This window comes from Nocardia sp. NRRL WC-3656 (genome assembly GCF_000720265.1).
Classification (GTDB): domain Bacteria; phylum Actinomycetota; class Actinomycetes; order Mycobacteriales; family Mycobacteriaceae; genus Nocardia; species Nocardia nova.
The window spans coordinates 35,452-57,286 of sequence record NZ_JOJF01000019.1; the positions used below are offsets into that span (position 1 = coordinate 35,452).

Below are 21,835 nucleotides of genomic sequence, written 5' to 3' on the forward strand. Positions count from 1 at the left end.
CGCTAGGGATCTCGCGCATGTGCGCGCCTCGGCCGGGAGATGGACCACGGGATCTCCACCCACGGGTGGAGCCGGCCGGCCGAATCTCGGCCCGGCGGTCGTTCCGGCAACGATTCGACCGCGCCTACCGTCGTGGTACCGGCACGACATGCCACCAGGAGGGTTATGCGAGAGGGGCTGCGGGAGTTCGGGCGAAGGCTGATCGGCAACGATCCCGACGCCAGCCCGTTGATGCGTTCGATCGGCGCGACGCTGCTCGCGGCCAATCTGGTGTTCAACCATCGGGGATCGCCGGCGGCGTGGCTGTGGGCGGTGCTGGTGGCCGCCTATGCCGGGTGGCTCGTGTTCGCGGTGGTCGAATCCCGGTATCCGCGGGTGGCCACCCTGACGTTGACCTGGTGCGCGTTGTCGAGCGCGGCGGTCGTCGGAGCGGCCCCGGACATTTCCGCGTTCATCATGCTGTGCGCGGCGGCCAGTGTGCTCGCCCAGCAGTTCCGGTCCGCTACGCGAATCATCCTGCTCGGCTTCGCGGCACAGGTCGCGGTTCTGATCGCCGGTTGTGCGGCGGCCGGAAAGAGCCTCGGCGACCTGCTCACCTACGTCGGCGTGCTCGTCATACTGCTGCTGCTCGGTTTGTATCGCCGACAGCATCGACTGCGCGTACGCCAGACCCAGCTGCTGCTCGAACAGACGCGGCGCGCACAGAACGAACAGGCCCGGGCGGCCGCGCTGGACGAACGTGCCCGGATCGCGCGGGAATTGCACGATGTACTGGCACATTCGCTGGGAGCGCTGAGTATGCAGTTGGAGGTCGCGGAGCTGCTGCTCGACGAAAGGGGCGATATACCGGGCGCATTGGCGCATGTACGGCGCTCGCACCGGCTGGCCCGCGACGGATTGATCGAGGCGCGCGGTGCGGTGGCCGCGCTGCGCGGCGACGTGCCACCGCTGCCCGATGCGGTGTGTGAACTGGTCGAGAGTTATCGGCGCGACCACCGGATGACGGTGGAACTGCGCTGCGACGGCCCCGCCCGGCCGATGGATTCGGGTGCCGCGGTATCGCTGCTGCGCACCCTGCGCGAGGCGCTGACGAATGCCGCCAAGCACGCACCGGGCCGGCCGGTGCAGGTCGCGCTCGAGTTCGCGGCCGACGAGGTGCGACTGTCGGTGCGAAACGCGTTCGCGGAGCAGACGAATCGCGAGCCGCTGCCCGGCGGCGGGTACGGTCTGACCGGGATGCGTGAGCGGATCGCATTGGCCGGGGGCACGCTGTCGTCCGGTGCGGCCGACGGCGAATGGGTTGTGACAGCGGAGGTTCCGATTGAGTGAGGGTCAGGAACCGCTCCGGGTGCTGGTGGTCGACGACCAGCAGGTGATGCGTGAGGGTCTGGTCGCACTGCTGGGCCTGGTCGACGAGGTGCGTGTGGTCGGCGCCGCCGGTGACGGTGAACAGGCGCTGCGGGCGGTGGCGGAGACCGGCCCGGATGTGGTGCTCATGGATCTGCGGATGCCCGTACTCGACGGCGTCGAGGCGACCCGCCGGATCGCGGCCGACCACCCCGGCACCGCGGTACTGGTACTGACCACCTACGCCGACGACGCCTCGATCGTGAGCGCGCTGCGTGCGGGCGCGCGCGGCTACCTCACCAAGGACGCCGGCCGGGCGGAGATCGTCGCGGCCATCCGTGCCGCGGCGGCCGGACAGTCGACCTTCGACGCCACGGTGTCCCAGCGGCTGGTGGACGCCCTGATCGGAGCACGGGACCGGCCGGCGCCGAGTGCGCCCGCCGCCGGTAAGCCGAATCCCGACGGCCTCACCGCTCGCGAGGCGGAGGTCGTCGCGCTGATCACGCGCGGACTGAGCAACGCCGAAATAGCCGCCCACCTGTTCGTCTCGCCGGCGACGGTGAAAACTCATATCAACAACGCCTTCGCCAAGATCGGCGCCCGCAACCGCGCCGACGCCGTCCGCTACGGCTACCGCCACGGCCTGGCCGACCCGACCGCCGACTGAGGTGGTGGCCCCCTGTGCTACGCGACACCCGAGCCCAGGACGCCGAAACCAGTAGAGTGCCCATCATGCGATTGACGGCGGCGATTGTCACCGGGACGGCTCTCGCGGCACTGCTGGCGGGCTGCGGTTCGGGCGACAAGTCCGACAGTGCTTCCCCGTCGGTTCGCCCGCCCGCGAAGGTGGCGGCGCTGGGCGCGTTCGTAGGGGAGTGCGGGCATGTCACCGATGACGAGGTCCGGAATCTGGGTGGGCTCGGTCAGATCTCGCAGGTGTTCAAGAATTCGGTCGGATGCAATTGGCAGGCCGGCGGAATCGGCGGTCCCAGCGTGACGTTCGCGTCGTATCGGGGCAGTCCGATCGGGCGGGAGAAGGCGTGGGTCACCGCGCAGGGCCGCAATCCGGAGTCGATCGAGGTCGGCGGGCATCAGGGTTTCCAGGATGCGAGCCCGGACGGCACCATCTGTGACTTCGCGGTGCAGCTGGGCGACGACTTCTTCGAATGGTCGACCTCGGCCGGCGCATTCGGGCAGGTGTCGACGACACCGTGCGACAAGAACCGCAAACTGGCCGAACTGACCGTGCAGCGGCTGAAGTGAGGGCGGCTGAAATGAGCAACGGCATGCGTGATCGGGGCCGCGTCCGACGCGGCGTGCGGGCGTGCGGGATCGCGGTCCTCGCACTCGCGGTCGGGCTGACGGTAGGCGGCTGTGGTCGCACGGTCCAGGGAACCGCGTTGCCGGCGGGTAGCGGCGGCGGCGTGAACATGAACTTCGACAAGTTGCTGCGCGAATGCGAGGTCGTCAAACAGGAGGACATCGCCAAGGCGACCGGTGCTCAGGACGCGCAGGGTTCGTTCAACGGCGCGGTGTGCATGTGGGATCTGTCGGGTACGCCCGGCGGCGACGGTATGGCCACGCTGAACTGGTACGAGATGGGTTCGCTGCCGAACGAGAAGGCCAACAACGATCGGCTCGGCTACACCACCACCGATGTGAACGTGCAGGGCCGGCGCTCGCTGCAGGTCCAGCGGCCGGGCGATCCGGATTCGTGCGGTGTGATGGCGCCGGCCGCGGACACCGGCATCATCGGCTGGTGGGTGAACTACCGGCCGGGTGGTCATCCGGATCCGTGTGCCGGGGCGAAGAAGCTGGCGGAGTTGACCTTGAACCTGGCGCGCTGAGCGAATGTCGTTCGGCGCCCGGGGTCTTCGCGCGGTGTCGCAGGACCGGGTCCCGGGCGATCGTCGCCTCGCCACCCCGGCCGCGCCGCGCGGGTGGCCTCGAGAGATAGTGAAAACGCATAGTCGGTGGTGGGCCGGGGCCTGCGGACCCCACTTTTGCCCCCCGCCGCGCCGACGGGTATCGTGGATCGCTGTGCCCGGAAGCGTGCGGGCAGGTTTGTGCGTAGAACGTAAGCCAGCGAGAGCGGCCGACCGTTTCAGCGTGCCCGGAAAAGTAGGCATGTACTGCGCGCGACACGCCCGACCTCGGGACGCGTGGAAACGCGATCCGGGCAAGTGGTGACAGCTCTATGACGTCGGTGTGAACTCCGGGGAATCGGGCAGCACCGCCGACAAACAGACATCGAAGAGTTCCAGACACCTGGTTACTGAATAAGGAAAGCCGGTATATGCCAACCATCAACCAGCTGGTCCGCAAGGGTCGTCGCGACAAGGTCGCCAAGACCAAGACTGCGGCCCTGAAGGGGAGCCCGCAGCGTCGTGGCGTGTGCACCCGCGTGTACACCACGACCCCGAAGAAGCCGAACTCCGCGCTGCGTAAGGTCGCGCGTGTTCGCCTGACCAGCGCGGTCGAGGTCACGGCTTACATCCCGGGCGAGGGCCACAACCTGCAGGAGCACTCGATGGTGCTCGTTCGCGGTGGTCGTGTGAAGGACCTCCCCGGTGTGCGCTACAAGATCATCCGCGGCTCGCTCGACACCCAGGGTGTGAAGAACCGCAAGCAGGCCCGCAGCCGCTACGGCGCCAAGAAGGAGAAGAGCTGATATGCCACGCAAGGGCCCCGCACCCAAGCGTCCGCTGATCAACGATCCGGTCTACGGATCGCCGCTGGTCACTCAGCTGGTCAACAAGATCCTGCTGGACGGCAAGAAGTCGACCGCCGAGCGCATCGTCTACGGTGCCCTCGAGCAGGCGCGCGAGAAGACCGGTACCGATCCGGTCGTGACCCTCAAGCGTGCGCTCGACAACGTGAAGCCCGCCCTCGAGGTGAAGCCGCGTCGTGTCGGTGGCGCCACCTACCAGGTCCCGGTCGAGGTTCGTCCGGGTCGCGCCAACACCCTGGCGCTGCGCTGGCTGGTCAACTACTCGCGCGCGCGTCGTGAGAAGACCATGATCGAGCGTCTGGCCAACGAGTTGCTGGATGCGAGCAACGGTCTGGGCGCTTCGGTGAAGCGTCGCGAGGACACCCACAAGATGGCCGAGTCCAACCGGGCGTTCGCGCACTACCGCTGGTGATTGGTCACCCGGTCCGCCGGTGAAGGAACGGCGCCGGGAGGCGAGTCACAGTCGGGTGCGGCACGTGCTCAGCAGGGCACCAATCGGCCGCACCCGACGTTGACATAGTGATGGCCAGGGGCCCGCATCGAAGCGGAACCGCCCGGGCCGTTCCTGAAAATCCTAACTAGCTGATCGCTAACAGAGCAGAGCGGGGAAGATTTCCGTGGCACAGGACGTGCTCACCGACCTCAACAAGGTCCGCAACATCGGCATCATGGCCCACATCGATGCCGGCAAGACCACCACAACCGAACGCATTCTCTTCTACACCGGTATCACCTACAAGATCGGTGAGGTCCACGACGGCGCGGCCACGATGGACTGGATGGCTCAGGAGCAGGAGCGCGGCATCACGATCACGTCGGCCGCGACGACCTGTTTCTGGAAAGACAACCAGATCAACATCATCGACACGCCGGGACACGTCGACTTCACGGTCGAGGTGGAGCGCTCGCTGCGTGTGCTCGACGGTGCGGTTGCCGTCTTCGACGGTAAAGAGGGCGTTGAGCCGCAATCCGAGCAGGTCTGGCGGCAGGCCGACAAGTACGACGTGCCGCGCATCTGCTTCGTCAACAAGATGGACAAGCTCGGCGCGGACTTCTACTTCACCGTCCAGACCATCAAGGACCGGCTGGGTGCCAAGCCGCTGGTGCTGCAGCTGCCGATCGGCGCCGAGGACACCTTCGAGGGTGTGGTCGACCTGGTCGAGAACGTCGCCAAAGTGTGGCGTGGTGAGACCAAGCTCGGTGAGCAGTACGAGGTCGTCGAGATCCCCGAGGACCTCAAGGAGCGGGCGGAGACCTACCGGCAGGAGCTGCTGGAGACGGTCGCCGAGTCCGACGAGGCGCTGCTCGAGAAGTTCTTCGGCGGTGAGGAGCTCTCGATCGAGGAGATCAAGGGCGCCATCCGCAAGATGACGGTCAACTCCGAGCTGTACCCGGTCCTGTGTGGTTCGGCGTTCAAGAACAAGGGCGTGCAGCCCATGCTCGACGCCGTCATCGACTACCTGCCGTCGCCGCTGGACGTCGAGTCGACCTCCGGTCATGTGCCGGGCAAGGAAGACCAGGTCCTGACCCGTAAGCCGAGCGCCACGGAGCCGTTCGCGGCCCTGGCGTTCAAGATCGCGGCACACCCCTTCTTCGGCAAGCTGACCTACGTCCGCGTGTACTCGGGCAAGGTCGACTCCGGCGCTCAGGTCATCAACTCGACCAAGGGCAAGAAGGAGCGTCTGGGCAAGCTGTTCCAGATGCACTCCAACAAGGAGAACCCGGTCAACGAGGCACAGGCCGGCCACATCTACGCGGTCATCGGCCTGAAGGACACCACCACGGGTGACACCCTGTGTGATCCGCAGGACCAGATCGTCCTGGAGTCCATGACCTTCCCGGACCCGGTCATCGAGGTCTCGATCGAGCCCAAGACCAAGTCCGACCAGGAGAAGCTGGGCACCGCGATCCAGAAGCTCGCCGAAGAGGACCCGACCTTCTCGGTGAAGCTGGATCAGGAGACCGGCCAGACCGTCATCGGCGGTATGGGCGAGCTGCACCTCGACATCCTGGTCGACCGGATGAAGCGCGAATTCAAGGTCGAGGCGAACGTCGGTAAGCCGCAGGTGGCCTACCGCGAGACCATCACCAAGAAGGTCGAGAAGCTCGAGTACACCCACAAGAAGCAGACCGGTGGTTCGGGTCAGTTCGCCCGCGTCATCATCGGCTTGGAGCCCTTCACCGGCGAGGATGGCGCGACCTACGAGTTCGAGAACAAGGTCACCGGTGGCCGCGTTCCGCGCGAGTACATCCCGTCGGTGGACGCCGGCATCCAGGACGCCATGCAGTACGGTGTCCTCGCCGGTTACCCGCTGGTCAACCTGAAGGCCATCCTGCTCGACGGCGCCTACCACGAGGTCGACTCCTCGGAAATGGCGTTCAAGATCGCGGGCGCGATGGCTCTGAAGGAAGCGGCCCGAAAGGCCGGTCCGGTGATCCTCGAGCCGCTCATGGCGGTCGAGGTCATCACGCCCGAGGACTACATGGGCGATGTGATCGGCGACCTGAACTCCCGCCGTGGCCAGATCCAGGCCATGGAGGAACGCAGTGGTGCCCGTGTCGTCAAGGCGCTGGTTCCGCTCTCGGAGATGTTCGGTTACATCGGTGACCTGCGGTCGAAGACCCAGGGCCGGGCGAACTACTCCATGGTGTTCGATTCGTACGCGGAGGTTCCGGCCAACGTGGCGAAGGAGATCATCGCCAAGGCGACCGGCGAGTAATCGCAGTCGGGGCGGATTTGCGAGAATCCGCCCCGTTCGGTCGCGTACGACCCCCTGTAAATACAAACCGCACTGCTGCACAAAAGCACGCACTAACTAGTCCAGGAGGACAACAGTGGCGAAGGCGAAGTTCGAGCGGACGAAGCCCCACGTCAACATCGGCACCATCGGTCACGTCGACCACGGCAAGACCACGTTGACTGCCGCCATCACCAAGGTGCTGGCCGACAAGTACCCGGACCTGAACCAGAGCTTCGCGTTCGACCAGATCGACAAGGCTCCGGAGGAGAAGGCTCGTGGTATCACGATCAACATCTCCCACGTCGAGTACCAGACCGAGAAGCGTCACTACGCGCACGTCGACGCCCCCGGTCACGCCGACTACATCAAGAACATGATCACCGGTGCGGCCCAGATGGACGGCGCCATCCTGGTCGTGGCCGCCACCGACGGCCCGATGCCGCAGACCCGTGAGCACGTGCTGCTCGCCCGTCAGGTCGGCGTGCCCTACATCCTGGTCGCGCTGAACAAGTCGGACATGGTCGACGACGAGGAGATCCTCGAGCTCGTCGAGATGGAGGTCCGCGAGCTGCTGGCCGCCCAGGAGTTCGACGAGGACGCCCCCGTCGTCCGCGTCTCCGGCCTGAAGGCCCTCGAAGGTGACGAGAAGTGGGTCGAGTCGATCGTCGAGCTGATGAACGCTGTCGACGAGTCCATTCCGGACCCGGTTCGTGAGACCGACAAGCCGTTCCTGATGCCGATCGAGGATGTTTTCACCATCACCGGTCGTGGCACCGTGGTCACCGGTCGTGTCGAGCGTGGTGTGGTCAACGTCAACGAAGAGGTCGAGATCGTGGGTATCCGCGAGAAGACCACCAAGACCACCATCACCGGCATCGAGATGTTCCGCAAGCTGCTGGACCAGGGCCAGGCCGGTGACAACGTCGGTCTGCTGGTGCGTGGTATCAAGCGCGAAGATGTCGAGCGTGGTCAGGTCGTCATCAAGCCGGGCACCACCACCCCGCACACCGAGTTCGAGGGCCAGGCGTACATCCTGTCGAAGGACGAGGGCGGCCGCCACACCCCGTTCTTCAACAACTACCGCCCGCAGTTCTACTTCCGCACCACCGACGTGACCGGCGTCGTGACCCTCCCCGAGGGCACCGAGATGGTCATGCCGGGCGACAACACCGAGATGAGCGTCAAGCTGATCCAGCCGGTCGCCATGGAAGAGGGCCTGCGCTTCGCGATCCGCGAGGGTGGCCGCACCGTCGGCGCCGGCCGCGTCACCAAGGTCATCAAGTGACTTTGTGATCGGCCGTCACGACATGTGACAGCATGAAAAGGGCCGTTCCCCTCGGGGAGCGGCCCTTTTCGCGTTGCTGGCTCAGTTCTTCTCGGTCGCCGCCAGGAGAGCTTCGGCGAATTCGCGCATCTGGTCGGCGCCGCCGAACCAGGTGGTGACGAGTTCGACTGCGGCGGTGCGCGTTCGGTGGGCGGCGGTGATGAGGCCGTTGAGGTCGACATCGCCGGCTTCGGCGTTGCGGGCCACATTTTCCAGGGTGTGGCTGGCCAGCAGTAACTGCATCACCAGGCCGACGTCGATGGCCGGGGGTTCGCCGGTGGTCTCGGCCCGGCGGCGGGCCGCGCGGCGAGAGGTGGGGGGCAGGCCGGTGCGCGAAGCGATGTCGTCCGGTGTGTCACCGGAGTGCTGATCACCGGTGGCACGACGATTTCGGCGACCACCGGTACCGGCGGCACTCGGGGACGATTCGATGTGGGCGGCTCCGAGTGCCGAATCCTGCTGTGCCGCACCGTCTTCCGGGGCCTCGGTCGTCGGGTCGTCGGCTCGGGTTTCCGCTGCGAGCGACCGGTGCCGGCTGGTCGGAACGGACTCCGCCACCCGGACTTCCGCGGCGCGTCGTCGCAGGACGTCGGTATCGGACTGTTCGGCGAGGGTAGTCGTCGAGGCCGAGCGCAGGCCCACCGTCGCCCCGTTGCGGGAGGGAAGCTGGTGGGAAGCGGCGTGGGCGTTGTCCGCGCGGCTGCGGATCGCCGGGAGCATGTCGGTGTTCTGCCACGATTCCGGATCTCCGGAGCCGGCCTCGTCCGTTCGGTCGGCCGGATCGGAGTGGGCCGGGGGCGTCGACTCCGCGCGGTGGGAGGGGGCCGGCTCGTTCGAATGCCGGTGCGGCAGCCGCGCCGCGGGGGTCGCCATCTCGCCCTTGTCGTCCTCCGCTGCGCCCGTATTCGCCTCGGCGACGGTGTGTTCGGCGGCCTGGGCGCTCTCGGCGACGGATTCGGCCCGCGTAATGGGGTGTGGTGTGTGCTCGCTCCCGGCCGCCGATTCGGTGGTCGGGGTGGGCCGGAGGGCATCGTCGGGCGACCGGTCGGTCAGTGGTGTCGCGGCGAGCCGTGCGGGATCGGCCTCGCCGCCGGCCGATGTCGCGTGACCGATCGCCGTGCGGTGCGCACCTTCCGCTGTCGCGCTGCGGGATTCACTCTCGCTCCCGGAGGCGGCTGCGGGCGGCTCGTTGCCGGCAGTTGCCGGTTCGGTCACCGCGGTGGTGTGCTGCTCACCGGTTGCCGATTCGGTTGCCGCGATGTCGCCGGGGAGCCGGGCCGCGGGGGCGTTCGCGGCGGGCTGCTCGTCGCCGCGTGCCCGCCGAGCAGCACGGGGAATGGGCCGGCGGGGAGTGTCCGGGCGCGGTTCGGTGCTCGCCGGTGTCGCGTCGGCGGCGAGACCCGTTCCGGCACCGGTCGGTTCGGTCCGGGCGATGCCGTGGGCGGGAGTGGGAAGCCGCATCGGGAGTTTCGGCGGAGCCGGGACGGATGCGGTCGACGGGGCACCGGATTCGACCGGATCGGATCGCCGCGGTTCCGGCGGCTCGGCGGACGCCTCGGCCGGCTCGGTTTCGGCGGTACGGGCGCGACTCTGCAGCCCGGGGTCGATGCCCAGGCTCTCCGCGATGCGGCGGACGGTGTCCTCCGGATCCTGGGATCCGGCATCGAGTCCGGTTTCCCAGCTTGCCTTCTCCGGCGTCGGGTTCTCGTTGTCGCCGGGAGCCGTGGACGATCCCAGGACACCCGATCTCGGATCCACCGGCGGCGTCTCCGCCGCGCTCACCGCGAAACTGGAGGTGGGAGCGGATTCGTCGTCGGCCGCAGGATTGTTTCGCGACTGCGCCGCACCCTGCTCGTAGTCCGGATCGAACGGTGAGGCGAACATGCTGCGCTGCGCGGGTTCTCGGGTGGCCAGCGGCGGGATGTTGGTGCGGGCCGATGTGTCGCGGACCGGCAGCGGAGGTGCGGCGGGAGGTGCCGGAACCGCGGTGCCGGCGAGGTAGTCGGGTGAAAAGGACGGAACATCGGTGGGCGAGGCGACCGGGGGCGGCCCGAATACGCTCTCACTCGATCCGGAATCACCGAATTCGGCGCTGTCCCAGCGCAGTCCGAACTTCTCGGCACCGCCGTGCGCGGGACCGCTGCCACCCGTCTGCTGGCCCGGCTCCTCCTCGGAGCGGGTCAGTCGGTGCCCCTCTCGTGCAGTATGGGGTTCTCCGAAACGGGCATTGGCGGGATCCGTCATACACTCCATTCTTATCGCTCACGTTTCGGGGTGCGAGTTCGCGGGGGTGTGGGACGGTTCCCGCCGCCCTTGCGCCGCAGCTCAATCCGTCCGTTTTGCGAGTTCGGTGCCGCGGCGCAGGGTGAGCGACATCAGTTCACTCGGCTCGTCCACCTCGATCCGATGCCAACACCCCCGCGGCACGCCTGGCGGCCGTGGCCGACCGGTGGAGCGCGCTCACGGCGGCCGACACCTACGAGCAGGGATTGCGCGCGTTGGTCGATGGTCTGCTGCCGGCTCGCTGACCCGGCGGCCTCTGCTCAGCCCAGGCTGGTCATGCCGGCCGCGACGACCCGGGAGAGATTCGTGATCTCCTCGGCGCCGGCGAGTGTCAATCCGTCCAGTGCGTGCAACCGGTCGGTGCTCGCGATGGTGAGCATGGCCGACACCCAGGCGGCCGCGCACGCGCGCAGGGTTCCGGGCTGTACCTGCCCGGGCGCGCTCGCCTGCAATACCCGGGCGGTGACGTCGAGCAGCTGATCGCGCATGCGGCGCACCTGTTTTCGCACATCCGGATGCGTATCGGCCTCGCGCCACATGATCACGCGCAGCACCGAGGAATGGTGGTCGCGCAGATTCAGCGCCGCGTCGAGGTTCACCAGGCTGGTCGCCGGATCGCCGGGCCGGACCACCGTGGCGATGTCGTCGATCGGATGTGCGGGAACTCGCTCGGCCATCAGCGCCGAGAGGATCGAGTCCTTGGTGGGGAAGTAATAGAAGACCAGCCCCTTCGGAACGCCGGCCGCGGCGGCTATCGCAGCCGTCGCGGTCGCGTCGAATCCGTGTGCCGCGAACAGGCTTTCGGCGGCATCCAGAATCAGGGCGCGGGCGTCGCCGTCGACCTTGCTGCTGCGGCGACGCCCCGCTCGACGGGGTTTGGGCATCTGCATCAGTGAGCAGTATGCATCCGTGCCGATACCTGCGGAAGGGCGGCCAGGGCGACCACGACGGTCAGTACGCCGACGATCCACGCGGTCCACGACGCCGCGCTGAAGGAGCTGAAGTTCATCACCCATGGCGAGATGAACAGCAGGACGCCGAACAGGCCCATCGCGTAATCGGTTCCGGCGATTCCCGGACGGGTGAACTGGACCAGGCCGGCCAGGGCGATCAGCACGCCGAGCACGATCAGGGTCCACATGGCGCGGTTGCTGTGGTCGGTCCAGATGGGGGACAGGGCGGTGTAGACGCCCAGTGCCACGGCCACGGAACTCAGGGTGCGGTTTTCGGTGAGCATGAGTGCCTCCTCGGGGGCGGAATTATGTTCTGATCTCGGTATAACTCTGATTGACCACCCGATCAATACTTGTTCCGGAAAATTCCTGCACTCGTGTCGGATATGGTGCCCGTCACCGCATTCTAGAACGTGTTCTAGTTTATGGTGGATTGGTGCAGCAATACGTGCCAGCAGTGGGGACCGAGCCAGGAGCGCAGCGATGACAGCCCCGATCGTGATCGTCGGCGCCGGTCTGGCCGGCCTGCGTACCGCGGAGGAATTGCGCCGCGCCGGATACGAGGGCGGAGTGATCCTCGTCGGTGACGAACAGCGCCTGCCCTACGATCGGCCGCCGTTGTCCAAGCAGTTCGTGCGTGGCGAGACCGAGGATACGACGCTGCGCCCCGCCGAATTCTTCGCCGAGAAGAACATCGAGCTGCGACTGGGCCTGGCCGCGACCGGAGTCGACACCGCGGCGCGCACCGTGACCTTCGACGACGGCTCCGTGCTCGAGTACGGACAGCTGATCATCGCAACAGGCCTGCGCCCCAAGCGGATTCCGGGTCTGCCCGAGGCCGCCGGTGTCCACGTCCTGCGGCGGCACGAGGATGCGGCCGCGCTGCGCGACGGACTGGCCACCGCGCGCCGGGCGCTGGTGGTCGGCGCCGGATTCATCGGCTGCGAGCTGGCGGCGAGCTTCCGATCCCGCGGTGTCGACGTGGTGCTGGTGGAACCACAGCCCACCCCGCTGGCCGCTGCGCTGGGCGAGGCGGTCGGCCGCCTCGTCGGGCGCATGCACCGCGACGAAGGGGTGGACCTGCGCTGCGGCGTCGGACTGAGCTCGTTGCAGGTCGAAGACGGCGCGGTCACCGGGGCCACCCTCACCGACGGCACTACGGTCACCGCCGATCTGGTGGTCATCGGTGTCGGCTCCGCGCCGATCACCGAATGGCTGGCCGGATCCGGCATCCCGCTGGTGGAACCGCAGGTGGGCGGGGGTGTCCTCGCCGACGAGGTGGGCCGCACCTCGGTCGAGGGTGTGTGGGCGGTCGGCGATGTGGCCGCATGGCGCCACGACAACGGCCGGCACAAGCGGGTGGAGCACTGGACCAACGCCGGTGAGCAGGCACGGCTGCTGGTGACCGCGCTGCTCGGCGGCGACGTTCCCATGGCCGCCCGGGTGCCGTACGTGTGGAGTGACCAGTACGACCTGAAGATCCAGGTCCTCGGTACCCCGGCGGGCGCCGACGAGATCCGGATCGTCGAGGACGACGGCCGCAAATTCCTGGCGCACTACTTCGACGGCGGAGTCCTGACCGCCGTGGTCGGCGGCGGCCGCACCGCGCAGGTGATGAAGATGCGCGCCGAACTCGCAGCCAACGCCAGGTCCGCCGCACCCGCGAGCTGAACGCCCGCAACGGGCCGTGCCGCCCGGATCGGTCGGTGCGACGGCACGCTAGCGCCGCGCGGAACAGGTCCGGTCGATACCCCGGTCGGGCGTAAGGGTTCGTGGCGACGCTAATACAGTGGCTGGGTGATCGTTGCGCTCATCGATTCGGGACTGGGGTTGTTGCCGACGGGGGCGTGGCTGCGCAAGTTGCGTCCCGACCTCGATCTGCTGCTGCAACTGGATCCCGATGGTGCGCCGTGGGGGCCGAAACCCGAGCAGTGGGTGATCGATCGGGTGCTGGATGCGGCCCGCCGATCGTTGCGGCTCGGCGCGGAGGCCATCGTGCTGCCGTGCAATACCGCCAGCGTCACCGCACTCGAACAGGTGCGGGCCGAGGTCGGGCCCGAGGTGCCGGTGATCGGCACCGTTCCCGCGATCAAACCGGCGGCCGCCGCGTGTGCCTCGGTCGCGGTGTGGGCGACCGCGGCCACGACCGCGAGCCGCTACCAGGCCGATCTCATCGCTCGCTTCGGCGGTGACGCCGATGTGACCGGTGTGGCGTGCCACGGCCTCGCAGACGCGATCGACCGCGGAGATCTCCAGGCCGTCGAGCACGCCATCGCCCGCGCCGCCGAGCAGACTCCTACCGGCACCGAGGCGGTCGTCCTCGGCTGCACCCACTACCCGCTGGTCCTCGATTCCATCGTGGCCGCGCTGCCCTCGGGCGTCCGGCTGTTCGACAGCGCGGAAGCCGTTGCGGGCCAGACACTTCGGCGCATCGACGCCCTGGGCCGGCCGACCGCCGGCGCCGGCACGGTGACGGTCTACAACAGCGGCCGCGCCGGTGAACTGCCCGCGAGTGCGGCGGCCTTCGAATCCGGCCGAGTGCTCGGAGCGGTCGACACCGCGTGCCCGACCGCCTAGTTTCGCGGGGGCACTCGGCGTAGCCGGTGTCGACCCGGTCACGTTCGCGCCCGCGCTTCCCGCCGGCCGGGCACCACCGGCGCCGGTGCCGAAGATCGAAACCTGTTCCGGGACAACTTCTTTCACCGTATCCTGCCGGTGCGCCGGAAAAGGGCTGTGACCTGCGCCCCAGTCAGCCGTGGGAGGTCTGGTGGTCCGTACTCGGACGCGGTTCTACCGTGATTTCTCGCAGACGTACAGCGCGGTCGTCGACGCATTTCCGCACCCACCCCTACCGGGCCGGCCGCCACGAGGCCGGCGCATCGGTAACAGACAGAACCGGAGTTATGGCTACCCGAACGCCTTGGAGCGATGTTCATCCCGGAACCGGCGACCTCGAATCGTCCGGCTCACTACCGACGCCACCGGGTGGTCGCCGTCCGAGCTGGGGGTACCTGTGCAGTGCCGCTCTGAGCGCCGCGACTCTCGTCCTGTTGTTCCAGCCCTGGTTGTCGGCCTCCGGACCGGGCGGCGCGATCCGGTCGGATGCCTTCGGCAGGCTGACCGGTACGACCGTGTCCCAGCAGGACTGGGCGGGTGCAGGGCTGCGCGACACCGATATCAGCGGCACGTGGGCGGTGCTGACCTGTGTCGCGGTGCTCGCGACGATCTTCGCCGCGGTGGCCTATCTGCGCACCCGCGCGTCGATCTTCTCCGCCGCGGCCGCGGTGGCGGGGACCAGTGTGGCGGTGTTCGTCCTCGCGGATGTGCTGTACCTCGACAACAAGGAATCCGAGATGCGCGCGGCGGTCGCTGACGACAGCAGTTTCTCCGGCATCCTCCGCGGCCTTTTCGGTGGGGCACATGCCGCGCATCAACTGGCGGGGGCCCATCTCGATTTCGCCGCAATGCTCGCCGGAATCACGGCTTTCGGCGCGGCGGCCTGTGTGCTGACGAATCATCTGCGCGACAATCCGATTGTGCGCACCGCTGCCCGGCCGACGACGCGATCGGTCGCAGCCGCACACCCCTCGACACCGACCACGTCGCCCACGACACCAGCCGCGCCTCATCCGATCCCGGCAGCACCGCAACTGGTGTCGCCCGCAGCGACCGCACCGCACCAGGCGCCGACCGCGCCGCAGCTCGTGCCGGCCGCATCGCAGCCGGTACCGGCCGCACCCCTTTCGGCTCCGACAGCACCGCACCCGGCGCCGCCCGCACCGGCGACACCCCCGGCGCCCGTTGTCGAATTCGGGGATATCACCGCGGAGCGGCACGAGCCCGCGCCGAGCGCCGCCGAACTCCCGCCGTTTCCGGTTCGGAAACAACCGAGCTGGCGCATCGTCATTCCCGCGGGAGCGGTGTCCGCGCACGCTCCGGCGCGGGGGGAGCGCACCTTCGCCAATTAGACCCGCCACGCCACGTGTCCGGCCGCGGCCGGACACGTGGTCGTCGGGAATCGGGTGAAGGGTGAGTGATACTGCCGTACATGATCGTTGCGCATCATCCGGAGGATCGGCATCCGGCGTCGAGCGGTGTCGGCGGAGTGCGGGCATGAACTCCGCGCCGACCGCCGCCGATGTCGCCCGTGCCATGGACGAGCTGGGAGATCCCGGCCGCGCCCTCGAGTTGCGGCGGTTCTTCAAAACCGGGCCCGGGGACTACGGCGAGGGCGACGTCTTCCTCGGAGTTCCCGTGCCGCAGACCCGCAAGGTCGCGAAACAATTTTCCGCACTTCCCGTTTCGGAGATAGCTGAGCTTTTGCGGAGTCCGGTGCACGAACATCGGCTCGCGGCGTTGGTGATCGCGAACAATGCCATGGCGAAGGCGGGGAAACCGCGCACGTACGACGTTGCCGCGCAACAGGAAATCGTCGAGATGTATCTGGCGGCGGTGCGCGGCGGGCTCGTGAACAATTGGGATCTGGTCGACGTATCGGCCGAGAACATCCTCGGCCCGTGGTTACTGGAACGGCCGCGCGATCTGCTCGACGAACTGGCGCGGTCGGAATCGCTCTGGGAACGACGGGTCGCATTGCTGACGACCTTCGCATTCATCAAGGCCGGCGACGCCTCGACCACGTTCGCACTGTGCGAACGGCTGCTCGACGATCGGCGCGACCTGATTCAGAAGGCGGTCGGATGGATGCTGCGGGAAGTCGGCAAACGGGTGGACCGCGCCCTGCTCACCGAATTCTTTGACCGCCGTGCCCACGATATGGGCCGCACGGCACTGAGTTACGCCACCGAACATCTGGAACCCGAGACGCGCGCGGCCTATCGGGCGCAACGGCAGGCGCCGTAAGCCGGCTCGCCCACTATGCGGTGTCCGCCGCGGTACCGATACGGCGGCCGTGCACCGCGGCGGATTGCCCTGCCGCGCACGGCCCAGCGGGCGGCTGCGGCAGCGGCGGTCCTCAGAACTGGATCTTCAGATGATCGGTGACCGGATGCGCCTGGCACCCGAGGATGTACCCGGCTTCGATGTCCTCCGGATCGAGAATCTCCGAATTGTCCATCTCCACTTTGCCTTCCAGCACGGTGCAGGCGCAGGAGCCGCATTCGCCTTCCTGGCAGGAGTACGGCACGTCCAGGCCCTTGGCGAGCATGATGTCGACCAGGGTCTGACGCCGCGGCCACTGCATGGAATGGGTCTGGCCGTCGAGTTCGACCTCCACGGTGGCCGCGTCGGCGGCGTCCTCCTCGCTGACCTCGACCGGCGCGCCGGCGGCGAACGGATCGCCGGACAGCGAATTGAAGACCTCGGCGTGGGTGCGGTTGCGCGGCACCTCCAGCTGGGCCAGTGCGTCGTGCACCCGGTCCATGAACGCCTTCGGCCCGCACATGAAGGCGCGGAAACCGGTGTACGGGGTGCACAGCGCGGCCAGTCCGTCGGCGGTGGGCAGGCCCTGCAGCGTCTCCAGCCAGTGCACCACCACGAGCCGCTGCGGATTCTTGTCGGCGAGTTCGCGCAGTTCGTCGGCGAAGATGACCGATTCCGGATCGCGGTTGGCGTAGACCAGCACGATCCGGCCGGTGCCGCGGGCCAGCGCCGATTTCAGGATCGACATCACCGGGGTGACACCGCTGCCGGCGGCGAACAGCAGCAGATCCTCGTCCAGATCCTTCGGCGTGAAAATGCCGGAAGGCGGCAGCACCTCGATCTCGTCACCGGCTTTGACGTTGTCGCACACCCAGTTCGACGCGTATCCGTCGACCGTGCGTTTCACGGTGACCTTCGGCTGCACATCGGTGTGCGGCGAGCTGGCCAGCGAATAGCAGCGCGCGACCGAACCGGTGCGCTCGCTCGGGATGCGCAGCGTCAGAAACTGGCCGGGCTGGTAGGCGAAGCGCTCGCGCAGTTCTTCGGGCACGTCGAAGACCAGCGAACAGGCGTCGGCCGTCTCGTTGACGACAGCGGCGACCCGCAGCACGGCCGATCGTGAGCTGTGCGGTACGACGGGATCGGCGGTGGTCATGGTGTCCTCTCGGGGCCGGGCACTGGAGCAGGCAAACTAGAACGTGTTCTAATTTATGATACGTGGCCGTCCCGCTGCCGGACAAGCTGGGCCTCGAGCCCCGCGATCAGCACATCCATACCGAAGTCGTAGGAGTATTTGCCGCGCAGATCGCCCATGTGCTTGACGGCCCGCTCGACGGCTTCGGGAAGCGGCATGTCGACCAGCGCGGATCGGTCCCGTGGATTGACCCGGGCGCGGCCGAACAGATACGTGTGAATGGTGGCATAGGCGGCGAGCACATTGCGATCGTCGAAGCCCGCATCGGACAGGATTTCCATCACAGCGGCGATCAGATCGAGCTGTTTGCCCAGCGTCTGTTCGATCAGCACATCGCCGAGGCCCGGATGTTTGCGCAGCTTCTCGTCGATCTGATCGATGAGTTCGCGCAGGCGCTGCTGCCAGGTGCCGAATTCCGGCGGTGGGGTCCGCACGCCGGTCAGGGCCGCGCTGGCTACCAGATCGAGCAATTCGCGCTTGTCGGCGACGTAGTAGTAGGGCGCCATCGGCGAGACGCCTAGTTCGCGGGAGAGCCGGCGCATCGACAGCTTCTCCACGCCGTCGGCGCGCACCACACGCAATGCGGCCTCGACTATCTCGGCTTCCGAGAGTGTGTTGCCGCCCCCGCTCGTCTGCATCCGTCCGACTCCCATGCCACCTCTAGACTTGCGCAGCCCGCCCGACGGCCACCCGTCATCTGCTGTTCAACGTGCTTGCCTTCCGCAGTCTAGAGTGCGCGTTCGTGGTCGCGGCCCGGTACGTGGAGGAGATCGGCGCACGCGGCGACGCCGCATCTCACGCGGTAGTAGCCGGAGATGAACTATCGCGTCCCAGGCGGAATCTCGTTGATCATGAAGCGAATGTTGCCGTGCGATAGCTAGATAGCGTCGATGGTCATTGACACCCACGCAACGCCGGAGCCGGTGGGTTGCCGCCGGATTCGTATCGAATTCGGTCCGTTTTTTCGACACGGGATGCCCGGAGGGCGGTTAGCGCATAGCATTCTTGGAATGCGCCATGATCGACTGCCCAACGGGTTCGGGGTGCGAATCGATCCTCGGGTGCGCACCTATTCCGGTGGACGGCTCTTGGTCGGTGGCTCGCCGACGAGGTTGCTGAAACTTGCTCCGGAAGCGGCCGCCCTGATCGGTGACGGGTATCTCGAAGTGACGGATCCCCAGTCCGCGGTGGTTGCCAGACGGCTGCTCGACTCCGGGGTGGCCAACCCGCGTCCGCGCCTGCTTCCTTCCCCCGAGGAGGTCACGGTCGTGGTGCCGCACTGCAACGACGCCGCCGGATTGCAGCGGCTGCTCTCTACCCTGCGCGGGCACAGCGTGGTGGTCGTGGACGACGGTTCGGACCGGCCGGTTCGGATTCCGCGCACCGGTGGCCGTTGCCGCGTCACCGTGCTCCGCCACGATGCACGCCAGGGCGTGGTCGCCGCGCGCAATGCCGGACTGCGGGCGGCGACAACGGAATTCGTCGCATTCCTGGATTCCGATGTGGTCCCCCGCGCGGGCTGGCTGGAGGTCATGCTCGGCCATTTCAGCGATCCCGAGGTCGCGTTGGTCGCGCCCCGCATCGTGGCGCGCGAGCCGGATGCCAGTGTGCTGGGCCGCTACGAGAGCGCGCGGTCGTCCCTGGATTTCGGCCGCCGGGAAACCGCGGTCAGTTCGCGCGGCTCGGTGTCGTACGCGCCGGGCGCGGCCCTGCTGGTGCGGCGGCACGCACTGCTGGCCGAGGGCGGATTCGACGAGCAGATGCGCTCGGCCGCCGATATAGATCTGTGCTGGCGACTCGAGCGCGCCGGCTGGCGGTTGCGCTACGAGCCCGCCGCACATGTCGCCTGCGATCAACCGGCCTCGTTCGGTAAGTGGTTCGGGCGCAAGGTTTCTCACGGCGCCGCCGCGGCGCCGCTGGCCCGGCGCCACGCCGGGATGGTCGCCCCGCTGTCGGTGCCGTTCTGGACCGTCGCCGCGACCGCGCTGCTGGCCACCGCCTCGCGGGCCGGAATCCTGGGCGGGTTCGCCACGCTGCTCGCCGCGCTGATCCGGCTGCGGCGGGTGTTCGCCGAACTCGACAATCCGACGCGCGTGGCGGCTATCCATCTGGCCCGCGGATTCTCCGCCGGGGTGTGGCGGATCGTCTCGGCGTTGTGCCGGCACTACTGGCCGGTGACCGTGCTGGCGATGATCGCCTCCCGGCGCATCCGTCGGCTCGCGGTCGCGCTGGCGATCGCCGACGGACTGGCCGACTGGTTCACCCACCGCGATGCCGGCGGCCTGGATCCGGTGCGGTATCTGATGTGCAAGCGGCTCGACGACCTCGCCTACGGGACCGGCCTCTGGTCGGGTGCGCTGCGTGCTCGCAACGTGGCCGCGCTGCGCCCGGCCGTTCCGCGGCATTGATGGCCGGGGTCACAGTTGGCCCCGATATGCCGTCTACCTCACATTTCGCCGCGATCCGACGCCGGTGTGACCTGTCGGACAAACCGTATGCTTCGCCCATGCCCTTCCTGACCCGCCGGTACAGTGTGGGACGGGAAAGAAAGGCAAATGGTCAGCAATCTCACAGGCGATAACCGTCCCGAGGGCAGGGTCGAGCCCGGGACACAGCTCGGTGCGCTGGAAGCCTATGCCGCTCAGGCCCACGGTTACCTCAGCGTCGGGGGTGATCAGCTCAATCAGCTGCCCGGATTGCTGCGTCCGCTGGTTCTGGAGTCCTGGCTGCGCAGTCTGCGCGGCGGGGTCGACCCCATGGACGTACTCGACGGCCGCGGTCTGCGCGGTGCCGATCTGCAGCGCTACCGCGACAACCATCCGATTGCCGCGGTGATGCCACTGGTCGACAAGCTGCTGCTGCAGGACGCCACCGGCATCGGCCTGATCGTGGTCGTCGCCGACCAGTTCGGCCGGGTGCTGTCGGTGCACGGCAACCCCGACCGGGTCGAGGCCGCCGCCGAGGTCGGCCTGCGCGAGGGCGACGATCTGTCCGAACGCCGCATCGGCACGAACGCGGTCGGACTGGTGGTCCGCACCGGGCGCGCCACCTGGATCCACGGCCCCGAACACTTTCTGCACCGGATGCATCAGCTCACCGGGGCGGCCGCGCCCGTCCACGATCCGGACGGCCGGTTGGTCGGCGTGCTGATGATCGCCGGCGGCGTGCGTGTCGCGCGCCCGGAGATTCTGGCATTGGTGAAGGCGGCCGCGACCGCGGCGGAAATGGATCTGGTGCTCGCGGCGGTGCGCACCGAACAACGAGGCGCGGATCGCCGTGCGCCCGTGGGGCATTCGACGCCGCCGCGGACCGCCGGCCGGCTGGCGCTGGAGGTGCTGGGGCTGGGCCAGCCGCAGTTGTCGGTCGACGGCGAGCGCATCGCGTTGTCGCAGCGGCATGCCGAGATCCTGCTGCTGCTGGCCGAACACGCCGAAGGTCTGTCCGCCGATCATCTGGCGTTGCTGCTCGACGACACCGACCTCGACAACGCCACCATCCGCGCCGCCATGTCGCGGCTGCGCTCGGTGGTCGGCCCGGACGTCTTCGGCTCGCGGCCGTATCGGTTGCGGGTGCCGGTGTCCACGGATGTGGAGGCGCTGCGCGCGGCACTGGACTCCGGTGATGTGCACAGTGCGGTCCGCCATTACACCGGACCAGTGCTGCCCCGTTCGACCGCTCCCGGAGTTATAGACATCCGCGATGAATTGCGGGTGCGGCTGCGGACCGCAGTGTTACGTTCCGGTGACGCGGCCGTGCTGAGCCGTTGGACCTCGGGGGCCGAGGGGCGTGACGATGCCGCCGCGTGGGTGGCCTATCGAGCCACCGCCGATCGCGATTCCGCTCTGTATGCCCAGATCGAGGCCAAAATTCGGGTGCTCGACCGGCGGATGGGCGCCGATGCAACGCAGATGCAACGTTTCGGCTCGTAGGCTCCGCGTCTGAAAGTGTCCTGACTCACACAAACAGGTCACAGTGTGGTTTCGGGCACATCTCTGCCCCGAGATCGACCGAATTGGACGCTAGTCCGAGTTTTTTTGAGGGAACTGATTCCTTTTTATTAGTCTTCGGCCTAGTGTTCGCTGCATGAACGGTGGCGCGAGTCGCCACCGGCCGATGCAGGAGATGAGGCCGCGGGAGCTCGGGGCCGCGATGTTGGAGGAAGTCGAGTTCGAGGATGAGTTGGTGACCGCACCGGTTCACCGAAATTACTGAGACACAAACCATTTCGCTCTTTCACACCTTCGCGATCGCGTGAGGTGTATTCGCCGAACCATCCGTGGCAAAGCCAGGGTCCGCGTCGTCGCGCGGTGCCCGGGGCTTATTTCGTGCTGCCCGAAAAGCGTTCGGTCGCTGGGTATTTCGTCAAACGAGGAGGCTCTG

Annotated in this window: 19 protein-coding genes; 14 read left to right on the forward strand and 5 right to left on the reverse strand. The window is 67.7% G+C overall.

The window, feature by feature from the left end:
- The first annotated feature begins 165 nt into the window (after window positions 1-165).
- From IG65_RS0123480 to tuf, 8 genes are all read left to right on the forward strand, one after another.
- On the forward strand, window positions 166-1,329 hold the full coding sequence (locus tag IG65_RS0123480; protein WP_051756728.1) for a sensor histidine kinase: 1,164 nt from the start codon (window positions 166-168) through the stop codon (window positions 1,327-1,329).
- A complete protein-coding gene (locus IG65_RS0123485; protein ID WP_036525535.1) occupies window positions 1,322-2,014 on the forward strand; it encodes a response regulator transcription factor in 693 nt (230 codons plus the stop codon). Before IG65_RS0123480 ends, IG65_RS0123485 begins: the two co-directional genes overlap by 8 nt.
- Window positions 2,015-2,079: 65 nt before the next feature.
- Window positions 2,080-2,610: a DUF3558 domain-containing protein gene (locus IG65_RS0123490; RefSeq protein ID WP_030517118.1), complete on the forward strand. Its 531-nt coding sequence runs from the start codon at window positions 2,080-2,082 to the stop codon at window positions 2,608-2,610.
- A gap of 23 nt (window positions 2,611-2,633) precedes the next feature.
- Window positions 2,634-3,194: a DUF3558 domain-containing protein gene (locus IG65_RS0123495; protein WP_081879709.1), complete on the forward strand. Its 561-nt coding sequence runs from the start codon at window positions 2,634-2,636 to the stop codon at window positions 3,192-3,194.
- Window positions 3,195-3,643: 449 nt separating this feature from the next.
- On the forward strand, window positions 3,644-4,018 hold the full coding sequence (gene rpsL / locus IG65_RS0123500; protein WP_014353064.1) for a 30S ribosomal protein S12: 375 nt from the start codon (window positions 3,644-3,646) through the stop codon (window positions 4,016-4,018).
- Between the two features lies 1 nt (window position 4,019).
- Entirely contained in the window at window positions 4,020-4,490 is a 471-nt protein-coding gene (gene rpsG, locus IG65_RS0123505) for a 30S ribosomal protein S7 (protein WP_030517120.1), read from the forward strand.
- Window positions 4,491-4,695: 205 nt separating this feature from the next.
- On the forward strand, window positions 4,696-6,798 hold the full coding sequence (gene fusA, locus IG65_RS0123510) for an elongation factor G (RefSeq protein ID WP_030517121.1): 2,103 nt from the start codon (window positions 4,696-4,698) through the stop codon (window positions 6,796-6,798).
- Window positions 6,799-6,913: 115 nt separating this feature from the next.
- On the forward strand, window positions 6,914-8,104 hold the full coding sequence (tuf, locus tag IG65_RS0123515) for an elongation factor Tu (RefSeq protein WP_030517122.1): 1,191 nt from the start codon (window positions 6,914-6,916) through the stop codon (window positions 8,102-8,104).
- An 81-nt stretch (window positions 8,105-8,185) separates the two neighbouring features.
- Here the strand turns inward: tuf and IG65_RS0123520 are convergent, their stop codons facing one another.
- The 3 genes from IG65_RS0123520 to IG65_RS0123540 form a co-directional block, all read right to left on the reverse strand.
- The gene (locus IG65_RS0123520) at window positions 8,186-10,387 is read right to left on the reverse strand and encodes a hypothetical protein (RefSeq protein ID WP_030517123.1); all 2,202 of its coding nucleotides are present in this window, start codon (window positions 10,385-10,387) and stop codon (window positions 8,186-8,188) included.
- A 299-nt stretch (window positions 10,388-10,686) separates the two neighbouring features.
- Complete coding sequence (locus tag IG65_RS0123535) at window positions 10,687-11,316, reverse strand: TetR/AcrR family transcriptional regulator (RefSeq protein WP_104365767.1); 630 nt, start codon at window positions 11,314-11,316, stop codon at window positions 10,687-10,689.
- Window positions 11,316-11,663, reverse strand: coding sequence for an SPW repeat protein (locus IG65_RS0123540; protein WP_030517125.1), 348 nt, complete (start codon window positions 11,661-11,663; stop codon window positions 11,316-11,318). The genes IG65_RS0123535 and IG65_RS0123540 overlap by 1 nt, the downstream gene beginning before the upstream one ends.
- Window positions 11,664-11,862: 199 nt before the next feature.
- Here IG65_RS0123540 and IG65_RS0123545 point away from each other — a divergent pair, with 199 nt between their 5' ends.
- The 4 genes from IG65_RS0123545 (at window position 11,863) to IG65_RS0123565 (ending at window position 16,242) form a co-directional block, all read left to right on the forward strand.
- Window positions 11,863-13,050 carry an NAD(P)/FAD-dependent oxidoreductase gene (locus IG65_RS0123545; protein ID WP_030517126.1) on the forward strand — a complete coding sequence of 396 codons (1,188 nt, stop codon included), beginning with the start codon at window positions 11,863-11,865 and terminating at the stop codon, window positions 13,048-13,050.
- Between the two features lie 126 nt (window positions 13,051-13,176).
- Window positions 13,177-13,956, forward strand: coding sequence for a glutamate racemase (locus IG65_RS0123550; RefSeq protein WP_030517127.1), 780 nt, complete (start codon window positions 13,177-13,179; stop codon window positions 13,954-13,956).
- Window positions 13,957-14,282: 326 nt separating this feature from the next.
- Complete coding sequence (locus IG65_RS0123555) at window positions 14,283-15,347, forward strand: hypothetical protein (RefSeq protein WP_156055746.1); 1,065 nt, start codon at window positions 14,283-14,285, stop codon at window positions 15,345-15,347.
- A gap of 145 nt (window positions 15,348-15,492) precedes the next feature.
- Complete coding sequence (locus tag IG65_RS0123565; RefSeq protein WP_030517129.1) at window positions 15,493-16,242, forward strand: DNA alkylation repair protein; 750 nt, start codon at window positions 15,493-15,495, stop codon at window positions 16,240-16,242.
- A 112-nt stretch (window positions 16,243-16,354) separates the two neighbouring features.
- Here the strand turns inward: IG65_RS0123565 and IG65_RS0123570 are convergent, their stop codons facing one another.
- Together IG65_RS0123570 and mftR2 are read right to left on the reverse strand one after the other, a co-directional pair.
- Entirely contained in the window at window positions 16,355-17,416 is a 1,062-nt protein-coding gene (locus IG65_RS0123570) for a ferredoxin--NADP reductase (protein ID WP_030517130.1), read from the reverse strand.
- A 53-nt stretch (window positions 17,417-17,469) separates the two neighbouring features.
- The gene (mftR2, locus tag IG65_RS0123575) at window positions 17,470-18,093 is read right to left on the reverse strand and encodes a mycofactocin system transcriptional regulator MftR2 (protein WP_030517131.1); all 624 of its coding nucleotides are present in this window, start codon (window positions 18,091-18,093) and stop codon (window positions 17,470-17,472) included.
- Window positions 18,094-18,465: 372 nt separating this feature from the next.
- Here mftR2 and mftF point away from each other — a divergent pair, with 372 nt between their 5' ends.
- Both mftF and IG65_RS0123585 read left to right on the forward strand, forming a co-directional pair.
- Window positions 18,466-19,863, forward strand: coding sequence for a mycofactocin biosynthesis glycosyltransferase MftF (gene mftF / locus IG65_RS0123580; protein ID WP_030517132.1), 1,398 nt, complete (start codon window positions 18,466-18,468; stop codon window positions 19,861-19,863).
- A 147-nt stretch (window positions 19,864-20,010) separates the two neighbouring features.
- Entirely contained in the window at window positions 20,011-21,384 is a 1,374-nt protein-coding gene (locus IG65_RS0123585; RefSeq protein WP_030517133.1) for a GAF domain-containing protein, read from the forward strand.
- Window positions 21,385-21,835: the final 451 nt, after the last annotated feature.